Annotated in this window: 20 protein-coding genes and 8 tRNA genes; 13 read left to right on the forward strand and 15 right to left on the reverse strand. The window is 72.5% G+C overall.

Features of this window, described 5'->3' with window-relative positions; all coding sequences use genetic code 11:
• The first annotated feature begins 243 nt into the window (after positions 1-243).
• Both ACFZCD_RS26905 and ACFZCD_RS26910 read left to right on the forward strand, forming a co-directional pair.
• Positions 244-2,451, forward strand: a complete 2,208-nt coding sequence (locus ACFZCD_RS26905; protein ID WP_391835177.1) for an elongation factor G-like protein EF-G2 — start codon at positions 244-246, stop codon at positions 2,449-2,451.
• A 175-nt stretch (positions 2,452-2,626) separates the two neighbouring features.
• Positions 2,627-4,279 (forward strand): hypothetical protein, encoded by a 1,653-nt coding sequence (locus ACFZCD_RS26910; protein WP_391835179.1) that lies wholly within the window; start codon positions 2,627-2,629, stop codon positions 4,277-4,279.
• 92 nt (positions 4,280-4,371) lie between these two features.
• On the opposite strand, the gene ACFZCD_RS26915 is transcribed toward ACFZCD_RS26910, so the two are convergent.
• From ACFZCD_RS26915 to ACFZCD_RS26940, 6 genes are all read right to left on the reverse strand, one after another.
• Positions 4,372-5,607, reverse strand: coding sequence for a hypothetical protein (locus ACFZCD_RS26915; protein WP_391835181.1), 1,236 nt, complete (start codon positions 5,605-5,607; stop codon positions 4,372-4,374).
• Complete coding sequence (locus ACFZCD_RS26920) at positions 5,607-6,482, reverse strand: polysaccharide deacetylase family protein (RefSeq protein ID WP_391835183.1); 876 nt, start codon at positions 6,480-6,482, stop codon at positions 5,607-5,609. Before ACFZCD_RS26920 ends, ACFZCD_RS26915 begins: the two co-directional genes overlap by 1 nt.
• 43 nt (positions 6,483-6,525) lie before the next feature.
• The gene (locus ACFZCD_RS26925) at positions 6,526-7,086 is read right to left on the reverse strand and encodes an HIT family protein (protein ID WP_391835185.1); all 561 of its coding nucleotides are present in this window, start codon (positions 7,084-7,086) and stop codon (positions 6,526-6,528) included.
• A gap of 76 nt (positions 7,087-7,162) precedes the next feature.
• Positions 7,163-9,139: a threonine--tRNA ligase gene (gene thrS, locus ACFZCD_RS26930; protein ID WP_391835187.1), complete on the reverse strand. Its 1,977-nt coding sequence runs from the start codon at positions 9,137-9,139 to the stop codon at positions 7,163-7,165.
• 111 nt (positions 9,140-9,250) lie between these two features.
• Positions 9,251-10,510, reverse strand: coding sequence for a hypothetical protein (locus tag ACFZCD_RS26935; RefSeq protein WP_391835189.1), 1,260 nt, complete (start codon positions 10,508-10,510; stop codon positions 9,251-9,253).
• Positions 10,510-11,148, reverse strand: coding sequence for a DUF4365 domain-containing protein (locus ACFZCD_RS26940; RefSeq protein WP_391835191.1), 639 nt, complete (start codon positions 11,146-11,148; stop codon positions 10,510-10,512). Before ACFZCD_RS26940 ends, ACFZCD_RS26935 begins: the two co-directional genes overlap by 1 nt.
• A 167-nt stretch (positions 11,149-11,315) precedes the next feature.
• Here ACFZCD_RS26940 and ACFZCD_RS26945 point away from each other — a divergent pair, with 167 nt between their 5' ends.
• On the forward strand, positions 11,316-12,038 hold the full coding sequence (locus tag ACFZCD_RS26945) for an exonuclease domain-containing protein (RefSeq protein ID WP_391835193.1): 723 nt from the start codon (positions 11,316-11,318) through the stop codon (positions 12,036-12,038).
• A 102-nt stretch (positions 12,039-12,140) separates the two neighbouring features.
• On the opposite strand, the gene ACFZCD_RS26950 is transcribed toward ACFZCD_RS26945, so the two are convergent.
• The 4 genes from ACFZCD_RS26950 to ACFZCD_RS26965 all read right to left on the reverse strand — a co-directional run bounded on the left by ACFZCD_RS26950 (position 12,141) and on the right by ACFZCD_RS26965 (position 13,450).
• Positions 12,141-12,212 (reverse strand) — tRNA-Val (locus ACFZCD_RS26950).
• Positions 12,213-12,274: 62 nt separating this feature from the next.
• Entirely contained in the window at positions 12,275-12,772 is a 498-nt protein-coding gene (locus ACFZCD_RS26955) for an SRPBCC family protein (protein ID WP_391835195.1), read from the reverse strand.
• 67 nt (positions 12,773-12,839) lie between these two features.
• A tRNA-Val gene (locus tag ACFZCD_RS26960) sits at positions 12,840-12,911 on the reverse strand.
• 92 nt (positions 12,912-13,003) lie between these two features.
• A complete protein-coding gene (locus ACFZCD_RS26965) occupies positions 13,004-13,450 on the reverse strand; it encodes a TIGR02611 family protein (protein WP_391835197.1) in 447 nt (148 codons plus the stop codon).
• Positions 13,451-13,642: 192 nt separating this feature from the next.
• Between ACFZCD_RS26965 and ACFZCD_RS26970 the strand changes: the two genes are divergently transcribed.
• Both ACFZCD_RS26970 and ACFZCD_RS26975 read left to right on the forward strand, forming a co-directional pair.
• Positions 13,643-14,056 carry an SsgA family sporulation/cell division regulator gene (locus ACFZCD_RS26970; RefSeq protein ID WP_003959770.1) on the forward strand — a complete coding sequence of 138 codons (414 nt, stop codon included), beginning with the start codon at positions 13,643-13,645 and terminating at the stop codon, positions 14,054-14,056.
• 217 nt (positions 14,057-14,273) lie between these two features.
• Complete coding sequence (locus ACFZCD_RS26975; protein WP_391835199.1) at positions 14,274-14,825, forward strand: CGNR zinc finger domain-containing protein; 552 nt, start codon at positions 14,274-14,276, stop codon at positions 14,823-14,825.
• Positions 14,826-15,013: 188 nt separating this feature from the next.
• On the opposite strand, the gene ACFZCD_RS26980 is transcribed toward ACFZCD_RS26975, so the two are convergent.
• Positions 15,014-15,460, reverse strand: coding sequence for a hypothetical protein (locus ACFZCD_RS26980; RefSeq protein ID WP_391835201.1), 447 nt, complete (start codon positions 15,458-15,460; stop codon positions 15,014-15,016).
• 180 nt (positions 15,461-15,640) lie between these two features.
• On the opposite strand from ACFZCD_RS26980, the gene ACFZCD_RS26985 reads away from it, so the two are divergent.
• Positions 15,641-16,144: a DsbA family protein gene (locus ACFZCD_RS26985; protein ID WP_391835203.1), complete on the forward strand. Its 504-nt coding sequence runs from the start codon at positions 15,641-15,643 to the stop codon at positions 16,142-16,144.
• Between the two features lie 19 nt (positions 16,145-16,163).
• On the opposite strand, the gene ACFZCD_RS26990 is transcribed toward ACFZCD_RS26985, so the two are convergent.
• From ACFZCD_RS26990 to ACFZCD_RS27000, 3 genes are all read right to left on the reverse strand, one after another.
• On the reverse strand, positions 16,164-17,000 hold the full coding sequence (locus tag ACFZCD_RS26990; RefSeq protein ID WP_391835205.1) for a GNAT family N-acetyltransferase: 837 nt from the start codon (positions 16,998-17,000) through the stop codon (positions 16,164-16,166).
• A gap of 72 nt (positions 17,001-17,072) precedes the next feature.
• Positions 17,073-17,894 (reverse strand): aminotransferase class IV, encoded by an 822-nt coding sequence (locus tag ACFZCD_RS26995; protein WP_391835207.1) that lies wholly within the window; start codon positions 17,892-17,894, stop codon positions 17,073-17,075.
• A complete protein-coding gene (locus ACFZCD_RS27000; protein ID WP_391835637.1) occupies positions 17,891-18,931 on the reverse strand; it encodes a chorismate-binding protein in 1,041 nt (346 codons plus the stop codon). The genes ACFZCD_RS26995 and ACFZCD_RS27000 overlap by 4 nt, the downstream gene beginning before the upstream one ends.
• 175 nt (positions 18,932-19,106) lie before the next feature.
• Here ACFZCD_RS27000 and ACFZCD_RS27005 point away from each other — a divergent pair.
• The 6 genes from ACFZCD_RS27005 (at position 19,107) to ACFZCD_RS27030 (ending at position 19,655) form a co-directional block, all read left to right on the forward strand.
• Positions 19,107-19,179 (forward strand) — tRNA-Gly (locus tag ACFZCD_RS27005).
• Between the two features lie 35 nt (positions 19,180-19,214).
• Positions 19,215-19,288: transfer RNA gene (locus ACFZCD_RS27010), tRNA-Cys, on the forward strand.
• 1 nt (position 19,289) lies between these two features.
• Positions 19,290-19,364, forward strand: a tRNA-Val gene (locus ACFZCD_RS27015).
• Between the two features lie 20 nt (positions 19,365-19,384).
• Positions 19,385-19,456, forward strand: a tRNA-Val gene (locus ACFZCD_RS27020).
• Positions 19,457-19,488: 32 nt separating this feature from the next.
• Positions 19,489-19,563, forward strand: a tRNA-Val gene (locus ACFZCD_RS27025).
• 20 nt (positions 19,564-19,583) lie between these two features.
• A tRNA-Val gene (locus tag ACFZCD_RS27030) sits at positions 19,584-19,655 on the forward strand.
• Positions 19,656-19,893: 238 nt separating this feature from the next.
• Here the strand turns inward: ACFZCD_RS27030 and ACFZCD_RS27035 are convergent.
• Positions 19,894-20,124, reverse strand: coding sequence for a hypothetical protein (locus ACFZCD_RS27035; protein WP_391835209.1), 231 nt, complete (start codon positions 20,122-20,124; stop codon positions 19,894-19,896).
• Between the two features lie 610 nt (positions 20,125-20,734).
• On the opposite strand from ACFZCD_RS27035, the gene ACFZCD_RS27040 reads away from it, so the two are divergent.
• Positions 20,735-22,105 (forward strand): serine/threonine-protein kinase, encoded by a 1,371-nt coding sequence (locus ACFZCD_RS27040; protein WP_391835639.1) that lies wholly within the window; start codon positions 20,735-20,737, stop codon positions 22,103-22,105.
• Positions 22,106-22,152: the final 47 nt, after the last annotated feature.

The following is a 22,152-nucleotide window of genomic DNA, read 5'->3' on the forward strand; positions in this document are numbered from 1 at the left end:
GGCCTTCCCGGAGGGGTGTCGTATCGGGCCGCGTGGTCAGGAGGCCACCGGCTGGCCCATCGTAGCCAGGCGCCCCCTCGGCGCCGCGCACGCACTGCTCGCAGCGCGCGCACCGGCGCCTCCGCCGCCCCGGCGGAGCCCCCGCGGGGCGTACGGGTGTACCTGCCTGTGCGACGTATGGACGCAGCGTTACCGCAGTGGAAAGCTCGGTGTACCGCAGGTGTCGACCGGGAGGCGGGACACATGGGCGAGAAGACGAGCACGTACCCAGGGGCCGCGGGCAGAGCAGTATCGGCCGACCGGCCGAGCCACGTACGCAATGTGGTGCTGGTCGGCCACAGCGGCTCCGGAAAGACGACGCTGGTGGAGGCCCTCGCGCTGGCGACCGGCGCGGTCAACCGGGCCGGCCGCGTCGAGGACGGCGGCGCACTGTCGGACTACGACGAGATCGAGCACCGCCAGCAGCGCTCGGTCCAGCTGTCGCTGGCCCCCGTGGAATGGGCCGGAATCAAGATCAACCTGCTGGACACCCCCGGCTACGCCGACTTCGTCGGGGAGCTCAGGGCCGGTCTGCGAGCGGCGGACGCGGCCCTCTTCGTCGTCTCGGCCGCCGAGGGCGCCGAGAACATCACCGGCGCCACCCGCGCGGTCTGGGAGGAGTGCGCCGCCGTCGGCATGCCCCGCGCCATCGTCATCACCCATCTGGAGGCGGCCCGCTCCGACTTCGACGAAATGACGGAAACCTGCCGGACGGCCTTCGGCGGCGACTCCCCCGACAGCGTCCTGCCGCTCTACCTGCCGCTGCACGGACCCGAGGGAGCCGACGGGCACCGCTCCGTCGCCGGCCTGATCGGCCTGCTCTCCCAGCGCGTCTTCGACTACTCCTCCGGCGAACGGGCCGAGGCCGCACCCGGCCCCGAGCACCTGCCGCTCATCGAGGAGGCCCGCAACCGGCTCATCGAGGGGATCATCGCCGAGAGCGAGGACGAGACCCTCATGGACCGCTACCTCGGCGGCGAGGAGATCGACGTCAAGACCCTCATCGAGGACCTGGAGCGCGCCGTCGCACGCGGCAGCTTCCACCCCGTCCTCGCCGCCGCACCCGCCCCCGAGGGCGCCCGGCAGGGCCTCGGCACCGTCGAGCTCCTGGAGCTGATCACCGGCGGCTTCCCCACCCCCCTCGAACGCGAGGCCCCGGCCGTCACCACCCCCGACGGCCGCCCCCACCCGCCCGTCACCTGCGACCCCGCGGGCCCCCTCGCCGCCGAAGTGATCAAGACCTCCTCCGACCCCTACGTCGGCCGGATCTCCCTCGTCCGCGTCTTCTCCGGCACCCTGCGCCCCGACGAGACCGTCCACGTCTCCGGCCACGGCCTGGAGGACCGCGGCCACGAGAGCCACGACGTCGACGAGCGCATCGGCGCGCTCTCCTCCCCCTTCGGCAAACAGCAGCGGCCCCTCCCCCAGGCCATCGCCGGCGACATCGCCTGCGTCGCCAAGCTCTCCCGGGCCGAGACCGGCGACACCCTCTCCGCCAAGGGCGACCCCCTCCTCATGGAGCCCTGGCAGATGCCCGACCCGCTGCTGCCCGTCGCCATCCAGGCGCACAGCAAGGCCGACGAGGACAAGCTCTCCCAGAGCCTCGCCCGGCTCGTCGCCGAAGACCCCACCATGCGCCTCGAACAGAACGCCCAGACCCACCAGGTGGTCCTGTGGTGCCTGGGGGAGGCCCACCGGGACGTCGCCCTGGAACGGCTGCGCACCCGCTTCGGCGTCCAGGTCGACGTCGTGCCCCACAAGGTGTCGCTCCGCGAGACCTTCGGCGGCAAGGCCGCCGGGCGCGGCCGGCACGTCAAGCAGTCCGGCGGCCACGGCCAGTACGCCATCTGCGAGATCGAGGTCGAACCGCTGCCCGGCGGCTCCGGCATCGAATTCGTCGACAAGGTCGTCGGCGGTGCCGTCCCCCGCCAGTTCATCCCCTCCGTGGAGAAGGGCATCCGCGCCCAGGCCGCCCGCGGCGTCGCCGCCGGCTACCCCCTGGTCGACATCCGGGTCACCCTCCTCGACGGCAAGGCGCACTCGGTGGACTCCTCCGACGCCGCGTTCCAGACCGCGGGCGCCCTCGCCCTGCGCGAGGCCGCCGCCGAAACGAAGATCCACCTCCTGGAACCCGTCGCCGAGGTCGAGGTCCTGGTCTCCGACGACTACGTGGGCGCCGTCATGAGCGACCTGTCCGGCCGCCGCGGCCGCGTCATCGGCACCGAGCAGTCCGGCTCCGGCCGCACCCTCGTGCGCGCCGAGGTCCCCGAGATCGAGATCGGCCGCTACGCCGTCGACCTGCGCTCCCTCTCGCACGGCACCGGCCGGTTCACCCGCTCCTACGCCCGCCACGAACCGATGCCCCCTCAGATCGCCGAGCGGGTAAGGGAATCGGCGGAATCCGGAGCGTAACGGGCGCGAACCGCCCGCCCCGCACCATACGGGGCGGGCGGCCTTCACGATCTCTGCGACAGCCGGCACCGCACGCCGATACGCTGGGTCCGCGGACCAACACGTATGACGCGGGCGGTCGTCGGCATCCGTCGGAAGGCCGCAGCACCGGACATGCGCGGCATTGGGGGCAGCAGTGGCAGCAGGGGACCCGTTCGACTTCAGCCCCGGGGCACAGATCCCGCTCTCGGGCTCCTCCGGACAGACCGCGGCGACCCAGGCGCTCGCCTCGGCCGCCTACCGCGACGGACCGGTCGACCAGCTCCTCAAGGCCAACTCCGAATGGGCCAAGTCCGAGGTCAAGCCACCCCGCATATCGCTCTTCGAACCCAACCTGGGCGAGGCCTTCGCCCGCGCCGTGCAGCTGCGCGTGCTCGGCGGCGGCCGCAAGCCCCTCATCCAGTCCTTCGGCCTCGACCCGCAGCCCGTCGTCGAGCACTGCCTCGCGGCCAACCGCATCCGCAAGCAGCGCGACGCCAGGCTCACCCTCATCATGGGCCTCTGCGGGCTGCTCTTCCTCCCCGGCGTCCTGCTCTGGCTCGGCGTCTTCCAGCTCCGCCGCACCATCGCCGGCGCCCAGAACAAACGCGCCGGAGCCCTCGGCACGGCCCTCCTGGTGGCCCTGGGCATCCTCGCCCTCATCATGCTGATCAAGCTGCCTTTCCAGGGCTTCTGGGCCTTCTACCTGCGCGCCATGCTCATCGTCCCGCTCATCGGCGGCTTCTGGGCCAAGACCGTCTGCGAGCGCACCGCCAAGGACCTGCGCGACCGCTGGGCCGGCCTGCTCTCCGGCGGCGGCATCGGCGCCAAGATCCCCGAAGCCGTCCCCAAGAACCCCGGCGAGACCGCCGCCGAACGGCTCCGCCAGTCCCTGGAACGGCTCGCCGCCGAACAGCAGAGCAACGTCGCCTTCTACGCCGGCACCAAGGGCATACTCGGCATGGGCACCCGCTGGGGCAGCTGGCACCTCGCCGAGGAGCTCGTCCCGCTCGAACCCGGCAAGGAGATCAACCCCTTCCGCAGCTGGGACGTCATCCGCGCCATCCACGACCAGCTCCACCTCCTGGAGCGCAGCCCCCTGCACACCGGCGGCTTCCCCACCCCCTCCGTCGAGCACTGGGTCGTCTCCGACGTCGGCGAGGGCGCCGGTGCCGTCTCCCGCCCCGAGGGCACCGACGGCTTCCAGATAAGGGGCGCCGAACTCCAGAAGATCTGCAACGAACAGCAGTTCGGCGCCGGCAGCCGGCACTATCTCGGCGTCCAGTTCGTCCTCTGGGACGGCCAGCTCGTCATCACCCTCCTCATCACCGTCACCGTCCTCCACAAGACCCTGCGCATCGAGGTCACCGGACACGCCCTCGGCCCCGTCAACGGCATCTTCATGGGCAAGCCCGCCGCCCGCACCAAGACCACCCCCAAGACCATCAAGTTCTGGGAGAACCGCACCAGGACCCTCTCCGTCGTCCCGCCCCGCGAGGTCGTCCGCCTCGCCGCCCGCGCCCCCCTCACCTGGTACCCCCCGCTCCTGGAGTACTGGGGCGGCAAGCTCGTCCTGCCCGAGCCCTTCGGCCTGCGCCACGCCTGGGCCGACAAGCCCTGGCGGCACCGCTTCATGGCCGACGACGCCCTCCGCGCCACCACCCCCGTCCTCCGCGTGGTGCACGAGGCCGCCCTGCGCGTCCTCAAGGAACACGGCGTGAACACCGAACGCTTCACCAGCCGCGCCATGTCCCTCAGCGGCGCCGTCCAGGACGCCAAGCCCTCCGCCGCGGACGTCTACAACGCGTGAGCGGGCGCCGGCACGACGCCTGCCTGAGTGAGCGCCGGCACAACGCGTGAGCGGGCGCCGGGACCGGCCCGGCGCCCGCCTCCTCGCCTACGTCAGCGGAAGATCCCCGTGTGGCCCAGCGAATACCGGCCCGGCTGCGGGTACACCGCCAGCCCGTGCGGCCCCGCACCCACCCGGATCTTCGCGATCTGATGCCCGTCCCGCGTGTCGATCGCGTACACCTCCGAGTCGTAACGGCCCGACAGCCACAGCACGTTGCCGTCCGCCGACACCCCGCCCATGTCCGGGCTTCCGCCCTCCGGCAGCTCCCACTTCTTCACCAGCTTGCGGCTCGGCAGGTCCAGCACCGAGATCGAACCCTCACCCCGGTTCGAGATGTACATCGACTTCGAATCCCGGCTCACGTACAGCCCGTGCGCCCCCTTGCCCGTCGGCATCAGCCACGGCTCGGTGAACTTGTCACCGTCCAGCACCCACACCCCGTCCGCCATCATGTCGGCGACGTACCACGTCTTCCCGTCCGAGGAGATCTTCACGTCCTGCGGCATCGCCCCCTCGAACGGCAGCTTCTGCTGCCCGATCACCTTCATCCGCGCCGTGTCGACCTTCAGCAGCTCGCCCGAGAACTCGCACGACACGATGAAGTACCGCCCGTCCGGCGAGAAGTCCGCATGGTTCACCCCCTTGCACGACACCGGCTCCGTCTTCATCCGCTTCATCGTGTGCGCGTCCCGGAACACCAGCTCCCGGTCCATCGACGCCATCACCACCGCGTACTTCCCGTCCGGCGTGAAGTACAGGTTGTACGGATCGTGGACGTCGACCGTCCGCCCCTTCTTCCCCGTGGCCGGATCGATCGCCGTCAGCGTGTGACCCCGGTCGTTGTTCACCCACAACGTCTTCAGGTCCCACGACGGCACCACGTGCTGCGGCTGCGCCCCCACCGGAATGGTCTCGATCACCTTGTACGTCTTCGGATCGATCACGCTCACGGTGTCCGACTCCGTATTGGGCACGTACACCCGCGACGGGAAGTCCTTCACCACCGGCGACAGCTGGTTCGGCCGGTCCGCCGCGTACAGGTCGTGCGGATCCAGCAGCGGCGGCATCCCCGGCAGCCCCGCGGGCGCCGCGCCCCGCTGCTGCGGCTGTTGCTGCTGCTGCCGCCCGTCCTTGTGCGGCGCACGGTCCGCCGCCTCATCGCTGGAATCCCCGCCCCCGCAGCCGGAGGCCAGCAGAGCGCAGGCGGTCGCGAACAGCACGGCACGGCGCACCCCGCGCAGTCGCGGCCGCCGCAGGGAGCTCGGGAACGAGGAGAACTGGTTCATCAGGTCAGCAGCTCCGTAGTCGTCACCGCGCGCAGACCGCGGCGGTGCAGGCCGTCGAGGATCGCGGGCAGCGCGGCCACCGTGCCCGCGTGCCCGAAGTGCAGGCTCACCACCGACCCCGGCCGCACCGCCCCCAGCACGGTGCGGCGGACCGCCTCGGGCCCGGGGTCGGTGAAGTCGAGGGAGTCCACGTCGTAGGAGAGGACGTGCGGATAGCCGGCCTGCCGCGCCAGCCGGGCCACCTGCTCGGTGGCCAGCCGCGCGCGCGAGGGCCGGAACCAGCGGCCGATCCCGCCCGTCAGCCGCCGCAGCCGCTCCGCGCACTGGGTGATCTCCGCGGAGGCGGCGGCCGCGGGCATGGTGCAGATGTCGAGGTGGCGCATCGTGTGGTTGCCCAGCTCGTGCCCGCCGTCCAGGATCCGCCGCGCGAGCTGCGGCTGGGCGTCCAGCCAGGTGCCCACGGCCAGCACCGTCACCCGCGCCCCGGCCCGCTCGGCCTCCGCCAGCAGCTCGGTGACGGGCTTCGGCTCCCCCTGGCCGTGGAAGGTCAGGGCCACGGCCTTGGCGGTGCGGGGGCCGTGCTCGATCTGGGCGGGGAGCCCCGGCGGGAGCGGCGGGAGCGTCAGGGGCGGCGGCTTGGACGGCGAGGCCGACCGGGATCCCTTGGGGGGCCCGGGGCCCTTGGACCTGCCGGACGGCTCGGTCGGGGGCGCCGTGGCCCGTACGGACGGATCCGCTGCGGCCCGGGAGCCCGCTTCGCCGTCGGACCGGCCGCAGCCCGCCGCCGCGGCCCCGGCGAGGGCACCGCCGGCGGCCGCGCGCAGCACGGTGCGGCGGTGGAGGAAGGTCACCGCACCATTAGAACTGCTTTTCATTAGGAATCTGGGAGATTTGCCCGCTTTTCTCGGGCGCGTGTCCTCAGACGGCGGGCCAGGAGTCCGCCAGCATCTTGCGGGTGTCCGCGAGCAGTTGGGGAAGGACCTTGGTGTGGCCCACGACCGGCATGAAATTGGTGTCGCCGCCCCAGCGGGGGACGACGTGCTGGTGCAGGTGGGCGGCGATGCCTGCGCCGGCGGTCGCCCCCTGGTTCATGCCGATGTTGAACCCGTGCGCGCCGGAGGCGGTGCGCAGGGCCGTCATGGCCCGCTTGGTGAAGTCGGCCAGCTCGGCGGTCTCCGCCTCGTCGAGCTCGGTGTAGTCGGCGACGTGCCGGAAGGGGACCACCATGAGGTGCCCGCCGTTGTACGGGTAGAGGTTCAGGACTGCGTAGACGCGCTCGCCCCGGGCGATGACCAGCCCGTCCTCGTCACTCTTCTCCGGGATCGAGCAGAACGGGCAGCCGTCGTCGGCGCCCGGACCGGACGGCTTGTTCTCGCCTTGGATGTACGCCATCCGGTGGGGCGTCCACAGGCGCTGGAACGCGTCCGGCGCCCCGACTCCGATCTGCTGCTCCGGCTCACTCGTCATGGTGGGAAGCATATGCGCCCGGGAGGGCGCGGATGCAGAGAGGGGCGGCCCTGATGGGCCGCCCCTCTCACCCCGCACGGGGAACGCGTCACACCTGTACGCGACGCTCCACCACGTCGACGAGCTTCGCCAGCGCCTGGTCACGCGGGATGCCGTTCTCCTGCGAACCGTCGCGGTAGCGGAAGGACACCGTGCCCGCGGCCATGTCCTCGTCACCAACGATGATCATGAACGGAACCTTGAGCTTCTGGTGGTTCCGGATCTTCTTCTGCATGCGGTCGGACGAGGCGTCCACCTCGACCCGCAGGCCCTTCTTCTTCGCCTCGGCGGCGAACTCCTGCAGGTACTCGACGTGGGCGTCGCCGATCGGGATGCCGACCGCCTGGACCGGGGCCAGCCACGCCGGGAACGCACCCGCGTAGTGCTCCAGGAGCACCGCGAAGAAGCGCTCGATCGAGCCGAACAGCGCCCGGTGGATCATGACCGGCTGCTGGCGCGAGCCGTCCGCCGACGTGTACTGCAGGTCGAAGCGCTCGGGCAGGTTGAAGTCGAGCTGGATGGTCGACATCTGCCAGGTGCGGCCGATCGCATCCTTTGCCTGGACCGAGATCTTCGGGCCGTAGAAGGCCGCGCCGCCCGGGTCGGCGACGAGCTCCAGGCCCTGCTTCTCGGCCACCTTGCGCAGCGTCTCGGTGGCCTCCTCCCAGGCCTCGTCCGAGCCGACGAACTTCTCCGGGTCCTTGGTGGAGAGCTCCAGGTAGAAGTCGTTCAGGCCGTAGTCGCGCAGCAGGTCCAGGACGAAGGTGAGCGTCCGGTCCAGCTCCTCGGCCATCTGCTCGCGGGTGCAGTAGATGTGCGCGTCGTCCTGCGTGAAGCCGCGGGCACGGGTGAGGCCGTGCACGACGCCCGACTTCTCGTACCGGTACACGGTCCCGAACTCGAACAGGCGCAGAGGCAGCTCGCGGTACGAGCGTCCCCGGGCGTCGAAGATCAGGTTGTGCATCGGGCAGTTCATGGGCTTGAGGTAGTAGTCCACGCCCTCGTCGAGCTGCATGGGCGGGTACATGCCGTCGGCGTACCAGTCCAGGTGGCCCGAGGTCTCGAAAAGCTTCCCCTTGGTGGCGTGGGGGGTGTAGACGAACTCGTACCCCTCCTCCTCGTGCCGCCTGCGGGAGTAGTCCTCCATGACCCGGCGGATGATGCCGCCCTTGGGGTGGAAGACGGCCAGGCCGGAGCCGATCTGCTCCGGGATGGAGAAGAGGTCAAGCTCGCTGCCGAGGCGGCGGTGGTCGCGCTTCTCGGCCTCGGCCAGGAACTCCAGGTGCGCCTTCAGCTCGTCCTTGGTCGGCCATGCGGTGCCGTAGATGCGCTGGAGCATCGGGTTCTTCTCGCTGCCGCGCCAGTACGCGGCGGCGTTGCGCATCAGCTTGAACGCCGGGATGACGCGGGTGGTCGGCAGGTGCGGACCGCGGCAGAGGTCCTTCCAGCACAGCTCGCCGGTCTTCGGGTCCAGGTTGTCGTAGATGGTGAGCTCGCCCGCGCCCACCTCGACGTCCGCGCCGTCGTCGTGCGAGGCGGAGCCCTTGAGGCCGATGAGCTCCAGCTTGTACGGCTCGGCCGCGAGCTCGTCGCGGGCCTCCTCGTCGGTGACCACGCGGCGGGAGAACTTCTGCCCGCGCTTCTGGATCTCCTGCATCTTCTTCTCGATGAGCTTGAGGTCATCGGGGGTGAACGGCTTCTCGACGTCGAAGTCGTAGTAGAAGCCGTCCTTGACCGGCGGGCCGATGCCCAGCTTGGCCTCGGGGAAGAGCTCCTGCACGGCCTGGGCCATGACGTGCGCGGTGGAGTGGCGCAGGATGTCGAGGCCGTCCTTGGAGGAGATCTCGACGGGCTCGATCTCCTCGCCGTCGGCGACGACGTAGGCGAGGTCCTTGAGCTCGCCGGCGACGCGCGCGGCGACGATGGTGCGCTCGCCGGAGAAGAGGTCGGCGGCCGTAGTGCCCGTCGTCACCACGCGCTCTTCCCGCTCGGAATCGCGTTGGATGATCACACGGACGTCTGACACCGGTCTCTCCTGACGTATGGGTCGCCGCAGCGGTCACTGCGCGCCTGAATCGTACCGAGAGCGGCAGCCTGGTCGCGAAACGGTTTTCCGGGCGGTCCGCGGGGCGGGCCCTCACTCGCCTCCGCAGGCCTCTTCGAAGAAGCCGAGGTTCTCGTGGAGCGACTTCAGCAGGCGGTCGCGTTCGCCGTCCTCGACCCGTACGGGCATGACGTCGCGGGCGTCGGTCAGGCGCCGGAAGCCGCCCTTGCTCTCCAGGCGGCCGCTCATGCGGACGGGGAGGCCGAGGAGGTGGGCGTGGCCCGCGGTGCGGTAGTCGTCCTCGTCCAGGACGGCGCGGATCTGGGGTACGTCCGCCCCGGCGATGACCTTGAGCCGGACCGCTCCGGGGCCGCTCTGGCCCTCACGGCGCATGCGGAGGACCACGCCGGTGAGGTGGACGGGGACGGGCGGCTCGTCGCGTACGTAGCGGGCGCCGGCCTCGCGGAGGACGGGGAGGTCGGCGGGGGTGAACTCGACCGGTTCCGGGTGGGCGGCGAAGCCTTCGGGCGGGCCGGCCGCGGGGGCCCAGTGGAGGGTGATGCGGATGCCGCCGGAGCCGCGGACGAGCTTGCCGATCGCCTCGGTCAGCTCCTGGCAGACGCCTGCCTCGACGGCCGTTTCGAAGGCGTCGTGCCTGCCGGTGGTCCGCTGGTGGTCGGTGGCGTCGCGGGCGGCGGAGAGGGCGCGCAGCAGCGCGGTGGTGACCGGGCGCCCGTCGTCGGTGCCGGGTGCCGCGTCCGCGCTCCTGTCCGGGCTCGTGGGCGGGTCCACCGGGAGGAAGGTGGTCAGCTCGCGGGCGCCGGCGGTGGTGCCGGCGAGCAGGCGGGCGAGGCGGGCTTCGGCGTGCCGGCGGTGCCGGGCGCCGTGGTAGCCGGTCCGGCTGCGGGTGGCCAGGGCGGCGGCGAGGAGGAGGGCGCGGGCTCCGGCGCGCAGGTGTTCCTGGGCGGCCCAGGCGGCCGCGGGTGCGTCGGGCTCGGGGGTGTCGCGCTGCCAGTGGATCTCGTCGAGGGGTGTGCGCAGGGCGGTGAGGATGCCGGGGGCGGAGGGGGCGGCGCTGTGCTGGAGTGCGGTGAGGGCTTCGGCGAGGAGGTCGGTGCTGTCGGGGTAGGTGCGGTTTTCGGGGACGAGGAGGCTGATGCGGCTGCGGGCGCCGGTGCCGGGGGTGTCTGGGGGTGTCCAGCGGCTGTACGGGCCGGCTGCCGGGCCGTGGCGGCGCCAGCCGTGGCGGGCGAGGAGGGCCGTGAGGACGGCGGGGTCGGCGGTCTCGGGCGGGGGGCCGCCGGGCGGGGTGTGCCGGGGGTGGTGCCCGGGGTGTTCGGTCGGCCGGTGCATCAGGGTCTCCCTCCCGCCCCGACCCGCGTCATGATCTCGCAGAGTGCGCGGTCGTCGAAGACGCTTGTGGCCGGGATCCGCACGGTGGTCCTCTGCCTGCCGGTCACGGGGTGGCCGGCGAGGTTGGTCCAGTAGCAGCAGTGCCTCAGGTGGAGGCTGTCGTGGCCGGCGCGCAGCCAGTCGTCGCGCGATCTCGGCACGATCATCACGACGAGGATGCGGTGGACGGCGACGGGGGTGCGGGCGAGCTTGGCGAGGTGCCCGTTGTCCAGAGTGAAGGCGAAGCTGGGCGCCGGCGCGGGGCGGGGTGCGGGGGTGCGGGGCGGCGGTGGTGGGGCCGGGCGGGGGCCGAGTTGGTAGGTGCATTTGAGCTGCACCTTGATGGTGACCTCGTCGTCGACGGCGTGGCCGGGGGCGGTGTGGCTGAGGTGCCAGTCGATGCCGTGGTCGGGGAAGGGCTGGGCGAGGGAGCAGCCCGCGGCGGCGGCGACGGCGTGCAGATAGCCGATCTGGAGCGTCTCCATGCAGGCGGTGGTGGCGAGCGAGCCGCGCGGGGCGGCGGTGGCGGGAGCGGCCTGTTCGGAGATCTCTGAGAGCCCGGACAGCAGCCCGCCCGGTTCGGGCCGCGGGAACGCCATGTCCGAATCCTTCCGGGCGTCTTCGGGCGTTCGATCCGTACATCTGTGTTGTTTCCTTTGCAACTCCCGTGCAAACAACGGCGGTTCGCATGACTTGGCCTCCGGGTATCACCTGCCGGGGAGGGTGGAACACGCCATTCGCCGGGCAAGTGCGAGGAGTTGTGAAGATGTGCTGGTTCGAGGGGCCACTCGCCGCGTTCGACACCGAGACCACCGGGGTGGACGTCGAGCACGACAGGATCGTGTCGGCGGCCCTCGTGGTGCAGTCGGCGGCCGTGTCCGCCCCGGTCGTGACGCGCTGGCTGGTCGACCCGGGGGTCCCGGTGCCGGAGGGTGCCACGGCGATACACGGGCTGACGGATGACTATGTGCAGCGGAACGGCCGGTGGCCCGCGCCGGTCATGGAGGAGGTGGCGCGGGCGCTGGCCGGGCAGGCGGCGCGCGGGACGCCGCTGGTGGTGATGAACGCGCCGTTCGACCTGACGCTGCTGGACCGCGAGTTGCGGCGGCACCGCGCTTCGTCGCTGGCCGGCTATCTGGGGACGGCCTCGTTGTGCGTGATGGATCCGTGGGTGCTGGACAAGCACCTGGACCGCTACCGCAAGGGGCGGCGGACGCTGACGGACCTGTGCGCGCAGTACGGGGTGGAGCTGGCGGATGCGCATGACGCGGCGTCGGACGCGCTGGCGGCGTTGCAGGTGGTGCGGGCGGTGGGGCGCCGGTTCGCGGCGCGGCTGGAGCGGCTGAGCCCGGCGGAGCTGCACGCCCGGCAGACGGTGTGGCACGCGGCGCAGGCGCGGGGTCTGCAGGCGTGGTTCGCGCGGAACGGGGCGGAGGAGGCCTGCGACCCGGCGTGGCCGCTGCGTCCGGTGCTGCCGGCGGCGGCGTGAGCGGAGCCGCGGGGATGGAGCCGGGGGTGCGGATGCCGTACGGGCCGGAGGGGTAACGCACAAGGCCGGTCCGTCGCTTGACGGACCGGCCTTGCCTGCGTGTGGGCGATACTGGGATCGAACCAGTGACCTCTTCGGTGTGAACGAAGCGCTCTCCCGCTGAGCTAATCGCCCGGGATTCGTGCGGGGTTTCCCCCGGCAACGCACTGAACAATACAGGTCGCGGCGGCCCTCCATCAAATCCCTCCCGGCTCCCCCGCCGTCCTGCCGGCGAGCAGGGCCCGCAGGCCGCGCCGGCCGCTGCGCATCATCCAGGCGTGATTGGCCGCGAAGAGGGGCCTGGCGGGCAGGGCGAGGCGTCTGAGGAGGGGCTTGCGGATCTCGACGTCCTGCTCGTAGCGGGCGGCGCAGGCGGCGGGGCCGCGGGTGAGGACGGTCCAGCGGGCCCAGCCGTCGAGGTCGCCGGTCATGGTGATCTCGAGGACGCGGGCGGCGGGGTCGTGCCGGGTGGCGCGGACGGTCATGGCGAGGTCGTAGGGGAGGAAGGAGCGGACGCGGGCGGCGCCGGAGGTGGCGTCGGCCCGGTGGACCTCGCGGATCTGCGGCCACCAGGCGGGGTAGCCGTCGACGGCTTCGAGGCGGGCGTAGACGGCGTCGGGCGGGGCGGGGAGGGCCCAGGCGCCGTGGAAGCGGTAGCGGTGGGCCCGGGCGAGGGCCGCGGCCGGGAAGGGCATGGGGCCAGCGGACACCAAACGACCGAGGGTCCGCAAGGGGTGAACCTTGCGGACCCTCGGTCCTGTGTGGGCGATACTGGGATCGAACCAGTGACCTCTTCGGTGTGAACGAAGCGCTCTCCCGCTGAGCTAATCGCCCGGGCGCACCGCAAACATTACCGCATGTCAGACGGTGCCTTGAACCGGTGCCGGGCCGTCCGGCCGCACGCCCGGCCGCTGTCCTGCTGCTGCCTAGCCGTGCACCTTCCAGGGCATGACCATGCCGAACTTCCACAGGTAGATCCCGAGGAGCGCGCCGGCGATCACCAGGCCGGTCACGGTGAGGATGATGTTCCGCCGCCGGACCCGGGGGTCGAGGGCGCGCTGGGCCGCTTCGGTGACCTTGCGCTTGGTCCAGCGCAGGACGAGCTGGGCCCAGACGAACTCCGTCGCCCAGATCGCCATGCCCGCGAAGATCACGAGCCAGCCGGGGCCGGGCAGGGGCAGCATGATGATGCCCGCGACGACGACGGCCAGGCCGACGACGAAGACGCCGACCTGCCAGCTCAGGTGCAGCGCCCGTGAGCGCTTGATGAAGTGGGGGGCGCGCGATCCGAGCCCGGGCCCGTCCGCGTCCCCGGCCGGCGGCCCGTCCCCCGAGGCGGCGGGATCCTGCCGCCGGTCACTCTCCGCATTCATACACCCCAACCTACCGGACCGATCCGGAACTCACCGGAATGGCGGTATTCCCGCCCGGGCGACTGGGCCGTCCGAGGTATCCGAACAGCCTCAAAACGGTCAGAGGGGTTTACAACGGCACCGTAGGTGGCATGTCGATTTCGCCGACGTGCGAATCCCCGAGCGCACACTGAGCGAAAGGCCCTGGCGCTTATGAACACCACGGTCAGCTGCGAGCTGCACTTGCGCCTCGTCGTGTCGAGCGAATCCTCACTGCCTGTCCCCGCAGGCCTGCGGTACGACACGGCCGACCCGTATGCCGTGCACGCCACGTTCCACACCGGAGCCGAAGAAACCGTCGAATGGGTGTTCGCCCGCGATCTGCTCGCCGAAGGGCTGCACCGGCCCACCGGCACCGGCGACGTCCGTGTCTGGCCGTCCCGCAGCCACGGACAGGGCGTCGTGTGCATCGCGCTCAGCTCCCCTGAGGGCGAGGCCCTGCTGGAGGCCCCCGCGCGGGCCCTGGAGTCGTTCCTCAAGCGGACGGACGCCGCGGTGCCGCCGGGCACCGAGCACCGTCACTTCGACCTGGACACGGAGCTCTCCCACATCCTTGCGGAGAGCTGAGCCCAGGCCGGGGCCGACCCGGAGCGCGCCAGCCCACTCGGGGAGGCTGCGCGCCACATCTCGCACACAGGGCACGGCACGGCGCCGTCGTCCGCGGAGCGCTCCGCGGGCGGCGGCGCCGTCGCGCTGCGGAGCCGCGCGGATGCCGCCCAGCCAGTAAGGTCGTGGGCCGCGGTCGAACACTTGCCGCCTCCGTCCGGCCAGGGAGCGAACGAACGTGCAGATCAACCACGACACCAAGGCCGCGCTCGGCTCCGTCGTCGATCTCCTCAACACGGGTCCGCAGGACCTGGCGGAGCTGCGCGCCTTCGTGGCGCGGCACGGGATCACCGGGGTCGTGCTGCAGGAGCGGGACATCGCGGCGGTGCAGTCGATACGCGAGCGGTTCGGGCAGGTCTTCGACGCGACGAGCACGGGCGAGGCGGCCCGGCTGATCAACGAGCTGGTGGCCGAGGCCGGGACGACGCCGCAGCTGAACGCGCACGACGGCTACGACTGGCACGTGCACTACTTCGCGCCCGGGGCGTCGGTGGCCGAGAACCTGGCGGCCGACGGCGCCATGGCGCTGGCGTTCCTGCTGGTCGCGGGCGAACGGGACCGGCTGCGGCGCTGCCACGCCCCGGACTGCGGGCACGCCTTCGTGGACCTGTCCCGCAATCGCTCGCGGCGCTACTGCGACGGCCGCACCTGCGGGAACCGGCTGCACGTGGCGGCGTACCGGGCGCGGCGGCGGGACGCCGAGGCCGAGGGCTCCGGCGCGGTGGTCTGAGGACGCCCGGCCCGGAGAGCCGTGCCTCAAGCGCTTCGATTCCGGCAGGCGGGCAGGAAATTCCGGAAAGGGCGCGGCATACGCATCCGGATACGCCCCCGCTGCACACGCCGATACATGCCCGGTGAATTATCCGGAAAATGGTATCTGCAGACAGTGTCCCCGTCGCCCGCGGAGCGGACGGCCCGTCATATTCCGTGCTTCTTGAGAATCGCCTCGATATCCGAGAAGTCCTCGCCGTCGGCCGATTTCTTCGCCTTGCCCTGCGGACGGCCCGCGCCGCTGCCCGGGCCCAGTGACGGAGCGGAGGCGGCGGGGGCCATGGCGTCGCGCTGCGCAGCGGCGGCAGCGGCCTTGCGCTCCTTGCGGCCGCTCCCGGCGCCGCGCCGTTCGGCCGCCCGGCTCGCCATGAACAGCAGGGCGGAGAGTGCGAGGATCCCGAAGCCGGCCCAGACGCTGGGCTTGAGGACGATGTCGGTGAGCCAGTCGACGACGCCGGTCAGGACGAGCCCGATGGGGACGAGGGAGAAGGCCGCGATGCGGGTCGCCGCGAGGAAGCGCTTGCGGTAGGCCGTGAGCGCGGCGATGCCGAGGCCCGCCGCGGACACCGCGGCGCAGATGGTCGAGGTCAGCATCGGACTCCTCCTGGGACGTCGCTGCCGGGTCCGGCCCTTCCATCGTGCACCGCCCGCCGCCGGAGGGGCCATGGCCGGACGACGAGCTCAGGGAGAACTGGGGGATGACCCCGACGCGGCCTCCGGCCGGCCGGAGGGGCCCGGAAAGCCGCCGCCCCCGCAGCCTGGAAGACTGGCCGCATGAGTGAGACCGACACCGCCCGCGTCACCCTCGACGTGTGGTGCGAGCTGCAGTGCCCCGACTGCCGTGCCGCCCTGGACGACCTGCGTGCCCTGCGCGCACGCTACGGCGACCGGCTGGAGCTGCGGCTGCGGCACTTCCCCCTGGAGAAGCACAAGCACTCCTACGCCGCCGCGCAGGCCGCGGAGGAGGCGGCCGAACAGGGGCAGGACTGGGCGTACGCAGAGGCCGTGCTGGCGCGGACCGAGGAGCTGGCCGCGCGCGGCGAGGACCTGCTGACCGAGGTGGCCCGCGAGCTGGGGCTGGACGCCGAGGAGCTCGACACCGCCCTCGTCGACGGCCGCCACATGCTGATCGTGGACGCGGACCAGGCCGAGGGCAAGGCGATCGGCGTGACGGGCACGCCCACGTACGTCATCGGCGGCGAGCTGCTGGACGGCAGCAAGAACCAGGACGGGCTGCGCGAGCGGATCGAGGAGATCGCGGACCGGCTCCTCGCGTAGGCCGCGCTCTCAGAACAGCTCAGAACAACGGCTTGTACAGGTGGAACGCGGTGGGCTCGTAGCCCAGCGACTCGTACAGCCGCAGGGCCGGTGTGTTGCCGGCGAAGACGTTGAGGCCGAGGGTCCGCGCGCCGTGTGCGAGCGCCTCGGCCTCGGCCAGCAGCATCAGCGACCTGCCGTGCCCCTTGCCCCGGTGCGCGGGCGCGACCTCGACGTCGAAGACGTAGCCCTCCGGCTCGCCCGTGGCGGCGTCGCGCAGGGCCAGCCAGAGGATGCCGACGGCGGTGCCGCGGTGGGTGAGGACCCGCAGCAGCGCGCCGGCGGTGTGCAGGCCGCCGGGCAGCAGGGCGCGCTCGTCGGCATCGGCCTTGGCGCGGGCCTGGTCGGCCGGGACGCCGCGGTCGATCAGATCCTGGGCGAAGCCGGCGCGTGAGGCCTCTCGCCAGCCGGGGTATTCGGCTTCGGTCATCCGCCGTCCTTCGGTGCCCTCGGGCAGCCGGGGGGCGGCGGTCAGCGTTTTGGCCATGTTGCGGTTGCGCTCGGTGTAGCCGAGGGCAACCGCGAGGCCGAGCCCCACGCCGGCGCCCGCGTCGACGGACACCTCGATGCGGGTGCAGCCCCAGCCGCGCAGGACCTCCTCGGCGGCGAGCGCGGCGACGGTGCCGCGGCCGCGGTGCCGGTCGCGCTCGTCGATGGTGAGCCTGACTATGCGCCCGGCGGCCGGACCGAACCGGTCGTCGGTGGCCAGGTCGACGGCGCCGACGGGCCTGCTGTTGACGCAGACCTCGTAGGAACGGGACCGGGCGCCGCCGGGGCCGCGCTGCTCGGGTGCGGTGGGCCGCAGGGTGGTGGTCACCTTGGTGTTGTACCGGCCCGGCGGCCCCGCGTCACGGGGTTTGTGCACGTCCTGCCCGCCCGGGGGCCGGGTCTACGGGTCGAGGTCCGCCGCCGCCCGCTCCTCGAAGATCCGGGCGGCCTTGGCGGTGACCGGGCCGGGCGCCGCGGGCAGCTCCCGGCCGTCGACGGCGCGCACGGCCTGGACGTCGCGGAGGGAGGAGGTCAGGAAGATCTCCTCGGCGCGCTCCAGGGCCTCGTAGGGCAGCTCGGTCTCCCGGGCTCCGGCCCATTCGAGGACGAGGGCGCGGGTGATGCCGGCGAGGCAGCCGGAGGCGAGGGGCGGGGTGTGCAGTTCTCCGTCGAGGACGACGAAGACGTTGGAGGCGGTGCCCTCGCAGAGCGCCCCGGCGGTGTTGGCGAGCAGGGCCTCGGTGGCGCCGTGCTCCTTGGCGCGGGCGAGGGCGACGACGTTCTCGCCGTAGGAGGTGGACTTGACTCCGGCCAGGGCGCCGCGTTCGTTGCGGGTCCAGGGGACGGTCACGACGGAGGTCGCGCCGGGGGGCCGGGTCGTCTCCGCGACGGCGACGACGAGGGTGGGGCGGGCGGCGCCGCGCTCGGAGCCGAGCGGGGCGAGCCCGCCGGTGTAGGTGATGCGCAGACGGCCGAGCGGTACGGGGTTGGCGCCGAGGACGGCGGCGCAGGCGGTGCGGATCTCGTCCGGGTCGGGTTCGGGCAGGCCGAGGGCGCGGGCGGAGGCGGTCAGCCTGGCGAGGTGGCGGGTCAGGGCGAACGGGCGGCCCCGGACGGCCTTGAGGGTCTCGAAGACGCCGTCGCCGACGGTCAGGCCGTGGTCGAGGACCGAGACGCGCGCGCTGTCGGTGTCGTGCAGGGAACCGTTGAGCCAGATCGTCACCGGATCGTCCCTCCGAGCGGCTGATGGGTGCCCGACGCTATCGCGAGCAGCCGGGAAGCCTTGAGTTCCGTCTCGGCCCACTCGCGCTCGGGGTCGGAGCCCCAGGTGATGCCGGCTCCGGTGCCGAAGCGGAGGACGGGGCCGGGGGCGGCGGTTCGGTCGATCCAGAAGGTGCGGATGCCGACGGCGAGCTGGCCGGTGCGGCGGTCGGCGTCGACCCAGCCGATCCCGCCGCAGTAGGGGCCGCGGGGGGCGGTCTCCAGGGCGTCGATGATCTGCAGCGCGCTCTCCTTGGGGGCGCCGGTGACCGAGCCGGGCGGGAAGGTGGCCGAGAACAGCTCGGCCCACCCGGCGTCGTCGGCGAGCCTGCCGCGGACGGTGGAGACGAGGTGGACGAGCCCGGGGTGGGGCTCCACCACGCAGAGCGCGGGGACGGTCACGGAGCCGGTGGTGCAGACCCGTCCGAGATCGTTGCGGACGAGGTCCACGATCATCACGTTCTCGGCGTGGTCCTTCTCCAGGAGGTCGGCGGCGGTGCGGCCGGTGCCCTTGATGGGCCCGGACTCGACGGTGCGGCCGGTGCGGCGCAGGTAGAGCTCGGGCGAGGCGGTGGCGACCTCGACGCCGTGGGCGGGGAGCCGGATGCAGCCCGCGTACGGGGCGGGGTTGTCGCGCGCGAGGAGGGCGGTGAGGGCGTCGACGTCGGCCGCGGCGGGGTCGGGCAGGGGCGCGCTGAGGACGCGGCAGAGGTTGGCCTGGTAGACCTCGCCGGCCGCGATGTGCTCGCGGATGCGGCGGACGCCCGCGGTGTAGGCGGCGCGGTCCAGGGAGCTCGTCCAGTCGCCGGCGGCCGGGCCGCGCCACCGGGCGGGGTCCGCGGGGAGGGGCGGCGCGGGCCGGACGTCACCGAAGCGCGCGCAGGTCAGCCGCCCCTCGTAGTCCGCGACCACCGCCCACCAGCCCGTGGACTCCAGGGCTGCCGGGTCGCGGGTGACGTCGCGCAGATCGGTGGCAAGGAGGCCGCCGAAGCGGGCCATCGGAGGGAGGCTCGGGGGGAAGCTGTGCACGTCATCGAGTCTATGGCGGGGCCGTCCGGAGCGGCCCGGGCGAACAATCAGGGCAGCACGCTGCGGAAACGGAATTTGAGCTGGCGCTGGAATCCGCTAGAGTTCAACACGTCGCCGGGACGCGGAAGCGGACCGGAGGGACACTGCGGACGTAGCTCAGTTGGTAGAGCACCACCTTGCCAAGGTGGATGTCGCGAGTTCGAGTCTCGTCGTCCGCTCGAGTTGGGGGATCTTCCCGGACCCCCGCACTCCTGGTGGAGTGGCCGAGAGGCGAGGCAACGGCCTGCAAAGCCGTCTACACGGGTTCAAATCCCGTCTCCACCTCCAAGGACGATTAGCTCAGCGGGAGAGCGCTTCCCTGACACGGAAGAGGTCACTGGTTCAATCCCAGTATCGTCCACCAGGGTCTTCACGGACCTTCCCGCGCGATTAGCTCAGCGGGAGAGCGCTTCCCTGACACGGAAGAGGTCACTGGTTCAATCCCAGTATCGCGCACGCCGTACCTGCGAAAACGCAGTGCACATCCCGGACGATTAGCTCAGCGGGAGAGCGCTTCCCTGACACGGAAGAGGTCACTGGTTCAATCCCAGTATCGTCCACCAGGGTCCTCATGGACCTTCCCGCGCGATTAGCTCAGCGGGAGAGCGCTTCCCTGACACGGAAGAGGTCACTGGTTCAATCCCAGTATCGCGCACACCGATCGGCCGGAGGCCGGGGCTCAAGGGCTCCGGCCTCCGGCCGTTTCCGCAGGCAGAACGTGCACTGGGCGGAACGTGCCGGCGGGCAGGACGCGCCGTGCCGGGAGCAGTACGAAGGGCCGGGCGCCTCCCCAGGTGCCCGGCCCTTCGTGCCGTCCGCCGTACCCCCGTCCCCACGGGGTTTCATCCACCGGCCTGTCCCCGGCCCGGGCCGCTCTCCCGGGCCCTGGGCGCTCAGCGCCCCAGCATTCCGGCGACGGACGACGCTTGTGTGACGACGGCGTCCCAGCCGCCGAAGAGGAAGGCGAGGAGCGCCGCCAGGGGCAGCACCATGGCCGCCGCGACCAGCGGGTGCCGGGTGTCCCCGGTCCGCGGCGCGAAGAGGCCCCCGACCAGACCGGCCGCCAGGTCGGCGGCGCGGTGGCCGCGTGCCCGGCTGACGGTGCGTCCCGCCGTGTCCGCCATGGTTCCGCTCCCGTTGTATGCCTGTCCCCTGCCCGTGAAGTCGCACGAGCGGCGGGCGTCCGACCTCGGGGGACGAGTGCTGCACCCGCCGCTCGTTCTCCAATCTAGGTGCGCGGGTCCGGGCGGGCGTCATGCCCTCGTACCGATTGGCGGGCATCCGGGAGGATGAGCGGGCCCCCGGCGGCTACTCCCCTGGTTGGAGACCGGTGGCACGCCCCTTGGGGTCTTCCCGGAGGGGGCGCCCCCGAGATGTCCGGGAACCGCCCTGCTGGGTGTGGTTTCGCTCACGTCCGGGCCACCCCGCGCCGTAATGATCTTCACTGCTCCGGCGGCCCCTCCCCTGCTCGCCGCACCCGTCACAGACACCCCTCCCACCTCGTGCAGAACGTGCGGCCCCGGGCCCGGAGCGGGCCCAATCCCCGTGCCGGGGCGGCCCTTTGGTCCCGCTCCCCCGCGCGGGGGGTGCGCGGCGGCCGGGCCGGGCCCGCGGGCGCCCGCTCGAACCGGGTGCGCGCAATCCACTTGCCGACGCATGCGCGGCCTATCAGCGCGCCCGCCGCTCAATCCGTAAGCTGTGCCACGTCAGACGGACCGGGCAGCGGGGATGAAGATGGCGATGATGCGGCTCCGGCGCGAGGACCCGCGTGTCGTCGGCTCGTTCCGGCTTCACCGCCGGCTCGGCGCGGGCGGCATGGGCGTGGTGTACCTCGGCTCCGACCGGCGCGGGCAGCGCGTGGCGCTGAAGGTGATCCGGCCGGATCTCGCCGAGGACCAGGAGTTCCGTTCGCGTTTCGCGCGCGAGGTGCAGGCGGCCCGGCGGATCCGCGGCGGCTGTACGGCGCGGCTGGTGGCCGCCGACCTGGACGCGGACCGCCCCTGGTTCGCGACGCAGTACGTCCCCGGGCCCTCGCTGCACGACAAGGTGAACGAGGAGGGGCCGCTGTCGGCGGCTCAGACCGCGTCCATCGGGGCGGCGTTGGCGGAGGGCCTGCTGGCCGTGCACGACGCGGGCGTGGTGCACCGGGACCTCAAGCCGTCGAACATCCTGCTGTCCCCCAAGGGCCCGCGCATCATCGACTTCGGCATCGCGTGGGCGACGGGCGCGAGCACGCTCACGCACGTGGGCACGGCGGTCGGCTCGCCCGGCTTCCTCGCGCCCGAGCAGGTCCGGGGCGCCGCCGTCACCCCCGCCACGGACGTCTTCGCGCTCGGCGCGACGCTGGCCTACGCCTCGACCGCGGACTCCCCCTTCGGCCAGGGCAGTTCGGAGGTCATGCTCTACCGGGTCGTCCATGAGGAACCGCAGCTCATGGCCGTGCCGGACGCGCTGGCGCCGCTGATCCACGCCTGCCTGGCCAAGGATCCCGAGGAGCGGCCGAGCACGCTGCAGCTGTCCCTGCGGCTGAAGGAGATCGCGGCCCGGGAGGCGCACGGCCTCTCCGAGGGGCGGCATCCCCTGACGCGCCGCGAGCCCGAGCGGCCGGCGGACCGGCGGGCCGCGGAGTACGCGGAGCAGCGCACCGAACGTCCCACCGTCAAGGCGCCGGCGCCACTTCACCCCCCGCAGAGCCGGCCCGAGCCCGGTCGCCGGCCGGCCGCGCGGCCGCCCCGTGCGAACGGTGCGCGCGGGCAGGCCGCCCGGGGTGCCGCAGGGGCCGCGGCCCGGCGCGGCGGGCAGACTCCGGCGCGGACGGGCACGGGCACCGGGGCCCGGCGGCCGCCGCGGGATCCGCGGCTGCTGCGGCAGCGGGTGACCGTCTTCATCGTGGTAACGCTGCTGGTCGCGCTGGGCATCGCCGTGGCGCAGGGGTGCCAGGGGCCGGACCGGCGCCCGGACGGCTTGCGGCAGCACCCCTCCGTGTCCCGGAACGACTCGGTGCCCCGGAATGACTCCGTGTCCCGGAGCGACGGGCTTTCAGCCGCTCCCGGCGGCGGCCTGGGCCTCGCCGAAGGCGTCGTGCCGGTGCGGCTGCCGCAGTAGGGCCCAGGGCGTACGGGCCGGCGCCGGCTTCTCCGGATTTCCTGGAT

The sequence above is a fragment of the Streptomyces sp. NPDC008001 genome (assembly GCF_042958085.1).
Taxonomy (GTDB): Bacteria; Actinomycetota; Actinomycetes; order Streptomycetales; family Streptomycetaceae; genus Streptomyces.

Coding starts and splice junctions, on each gene's coding strand:
- ACFZCD_RS26905 (WP_391835177.1), top strand. CDS start 244: ATGGGCGAGAAGACGAGCACGTACCCAGGGGCCGCGGGCAGAGCAGTA.
- ACFZCD_RS26915 (WP_391835181.1), bottom strand. CDS start 5,607: ATGAACCAGTTCTCCTCGTTCCCGAGCTCCCTGCGGCGGCCGCGACTG.
- ACFZCD_RS26920 (WP_391835183.1), bottom strand. CDS start 6,482: ATGAAAAGCAGTTCTAATGGTGCGGTGACCTTCCTCCACCGCCGCACC.
- ACFZCD_RS26925 (WP_391835185.1), bottom strand. CDS start 7,086: ATGCTTCCCACCATGACGAGTGAGCCGGAGCAGCAGATCGGAGTCGGG.
- ACFZCD_RS26935 (WP_391835189.1), bottom strand. CDS start 10,510: ATGCACCGGCCGACCGAACACCCCGGGCACCACCCCCGGCACACCCCG.
- ACFZCD_RS26940 (WP_391835191.1), bottom strand. CDS start 11,148: ATGGCGTTCCCGCGGCCCGAACCGGGCGGGCTGCTGTCCGGGCTCTCA.
- ACFZCD_RS26945 (WP_391835193.1), top strand. CDS start 11,316: ATGTGCTGGTTCGAGGGGCCACTCGCCGCGTTCGACACCGAGACCACC.
- ACFZCD_RS26955 (WP_391835195.1), bottom strand. CDS start 12,772: ATGCCCTTCCCGGCCGCGGCCCTCGCCCGGGCCCACCGCTACCGCTTC.
- ACFZCD_RS26965 (WP_391835197.1), bottom strand. CDS start 13,450: ATGAATGCGGAGAGTGACCGGCGGCAGGATCCCGCCGCCTCGGGGGAC.
- ACFZCD_RS26970 (WP_003959770.1), top strand. CDS start 13,643: ATGAACACCACGGTCAGCTGCGAGCTGCACTTGCGCCTCGTCGTGTCG.
- ACFZCD_RS26980 (WP_391835201.1), bottom strand. CDS start 15,460: ATGCTGACCTCGACCATCTGCGCCGCGGTGTCCGCGGCGGGCCTCGGC.
- ACFZCD_RS26985 (WP_391835203.1), top strand. CDS start 15,641: ATGAGTGAGACCGACACCGCCCGCGTCACCCTCGACGTGTGGTGCGAG.
- ACFZCD_RS27000 (WP_391835637.1), bottom strand. CDS start 18,931: ATGGCCCGCTTCGGCGGCCTCCTTGCCACCGATCTGCGCGACGTCACC.
- ACFZCD_RS27035 (WP_391835209.1), bottom strand. CDS start 20,124: ATGGCGGACACGGCGGGACGCACCGTCAGCCGGGCACGCGGCCACCGC.
- ACFZCD_RS27040 (WP_391835639.1), top strand. CDS start 20,735: ATGGCGATGATGCGGCTCCGGCGCGAGGACCCGCGTGTCGTCGGCTCG.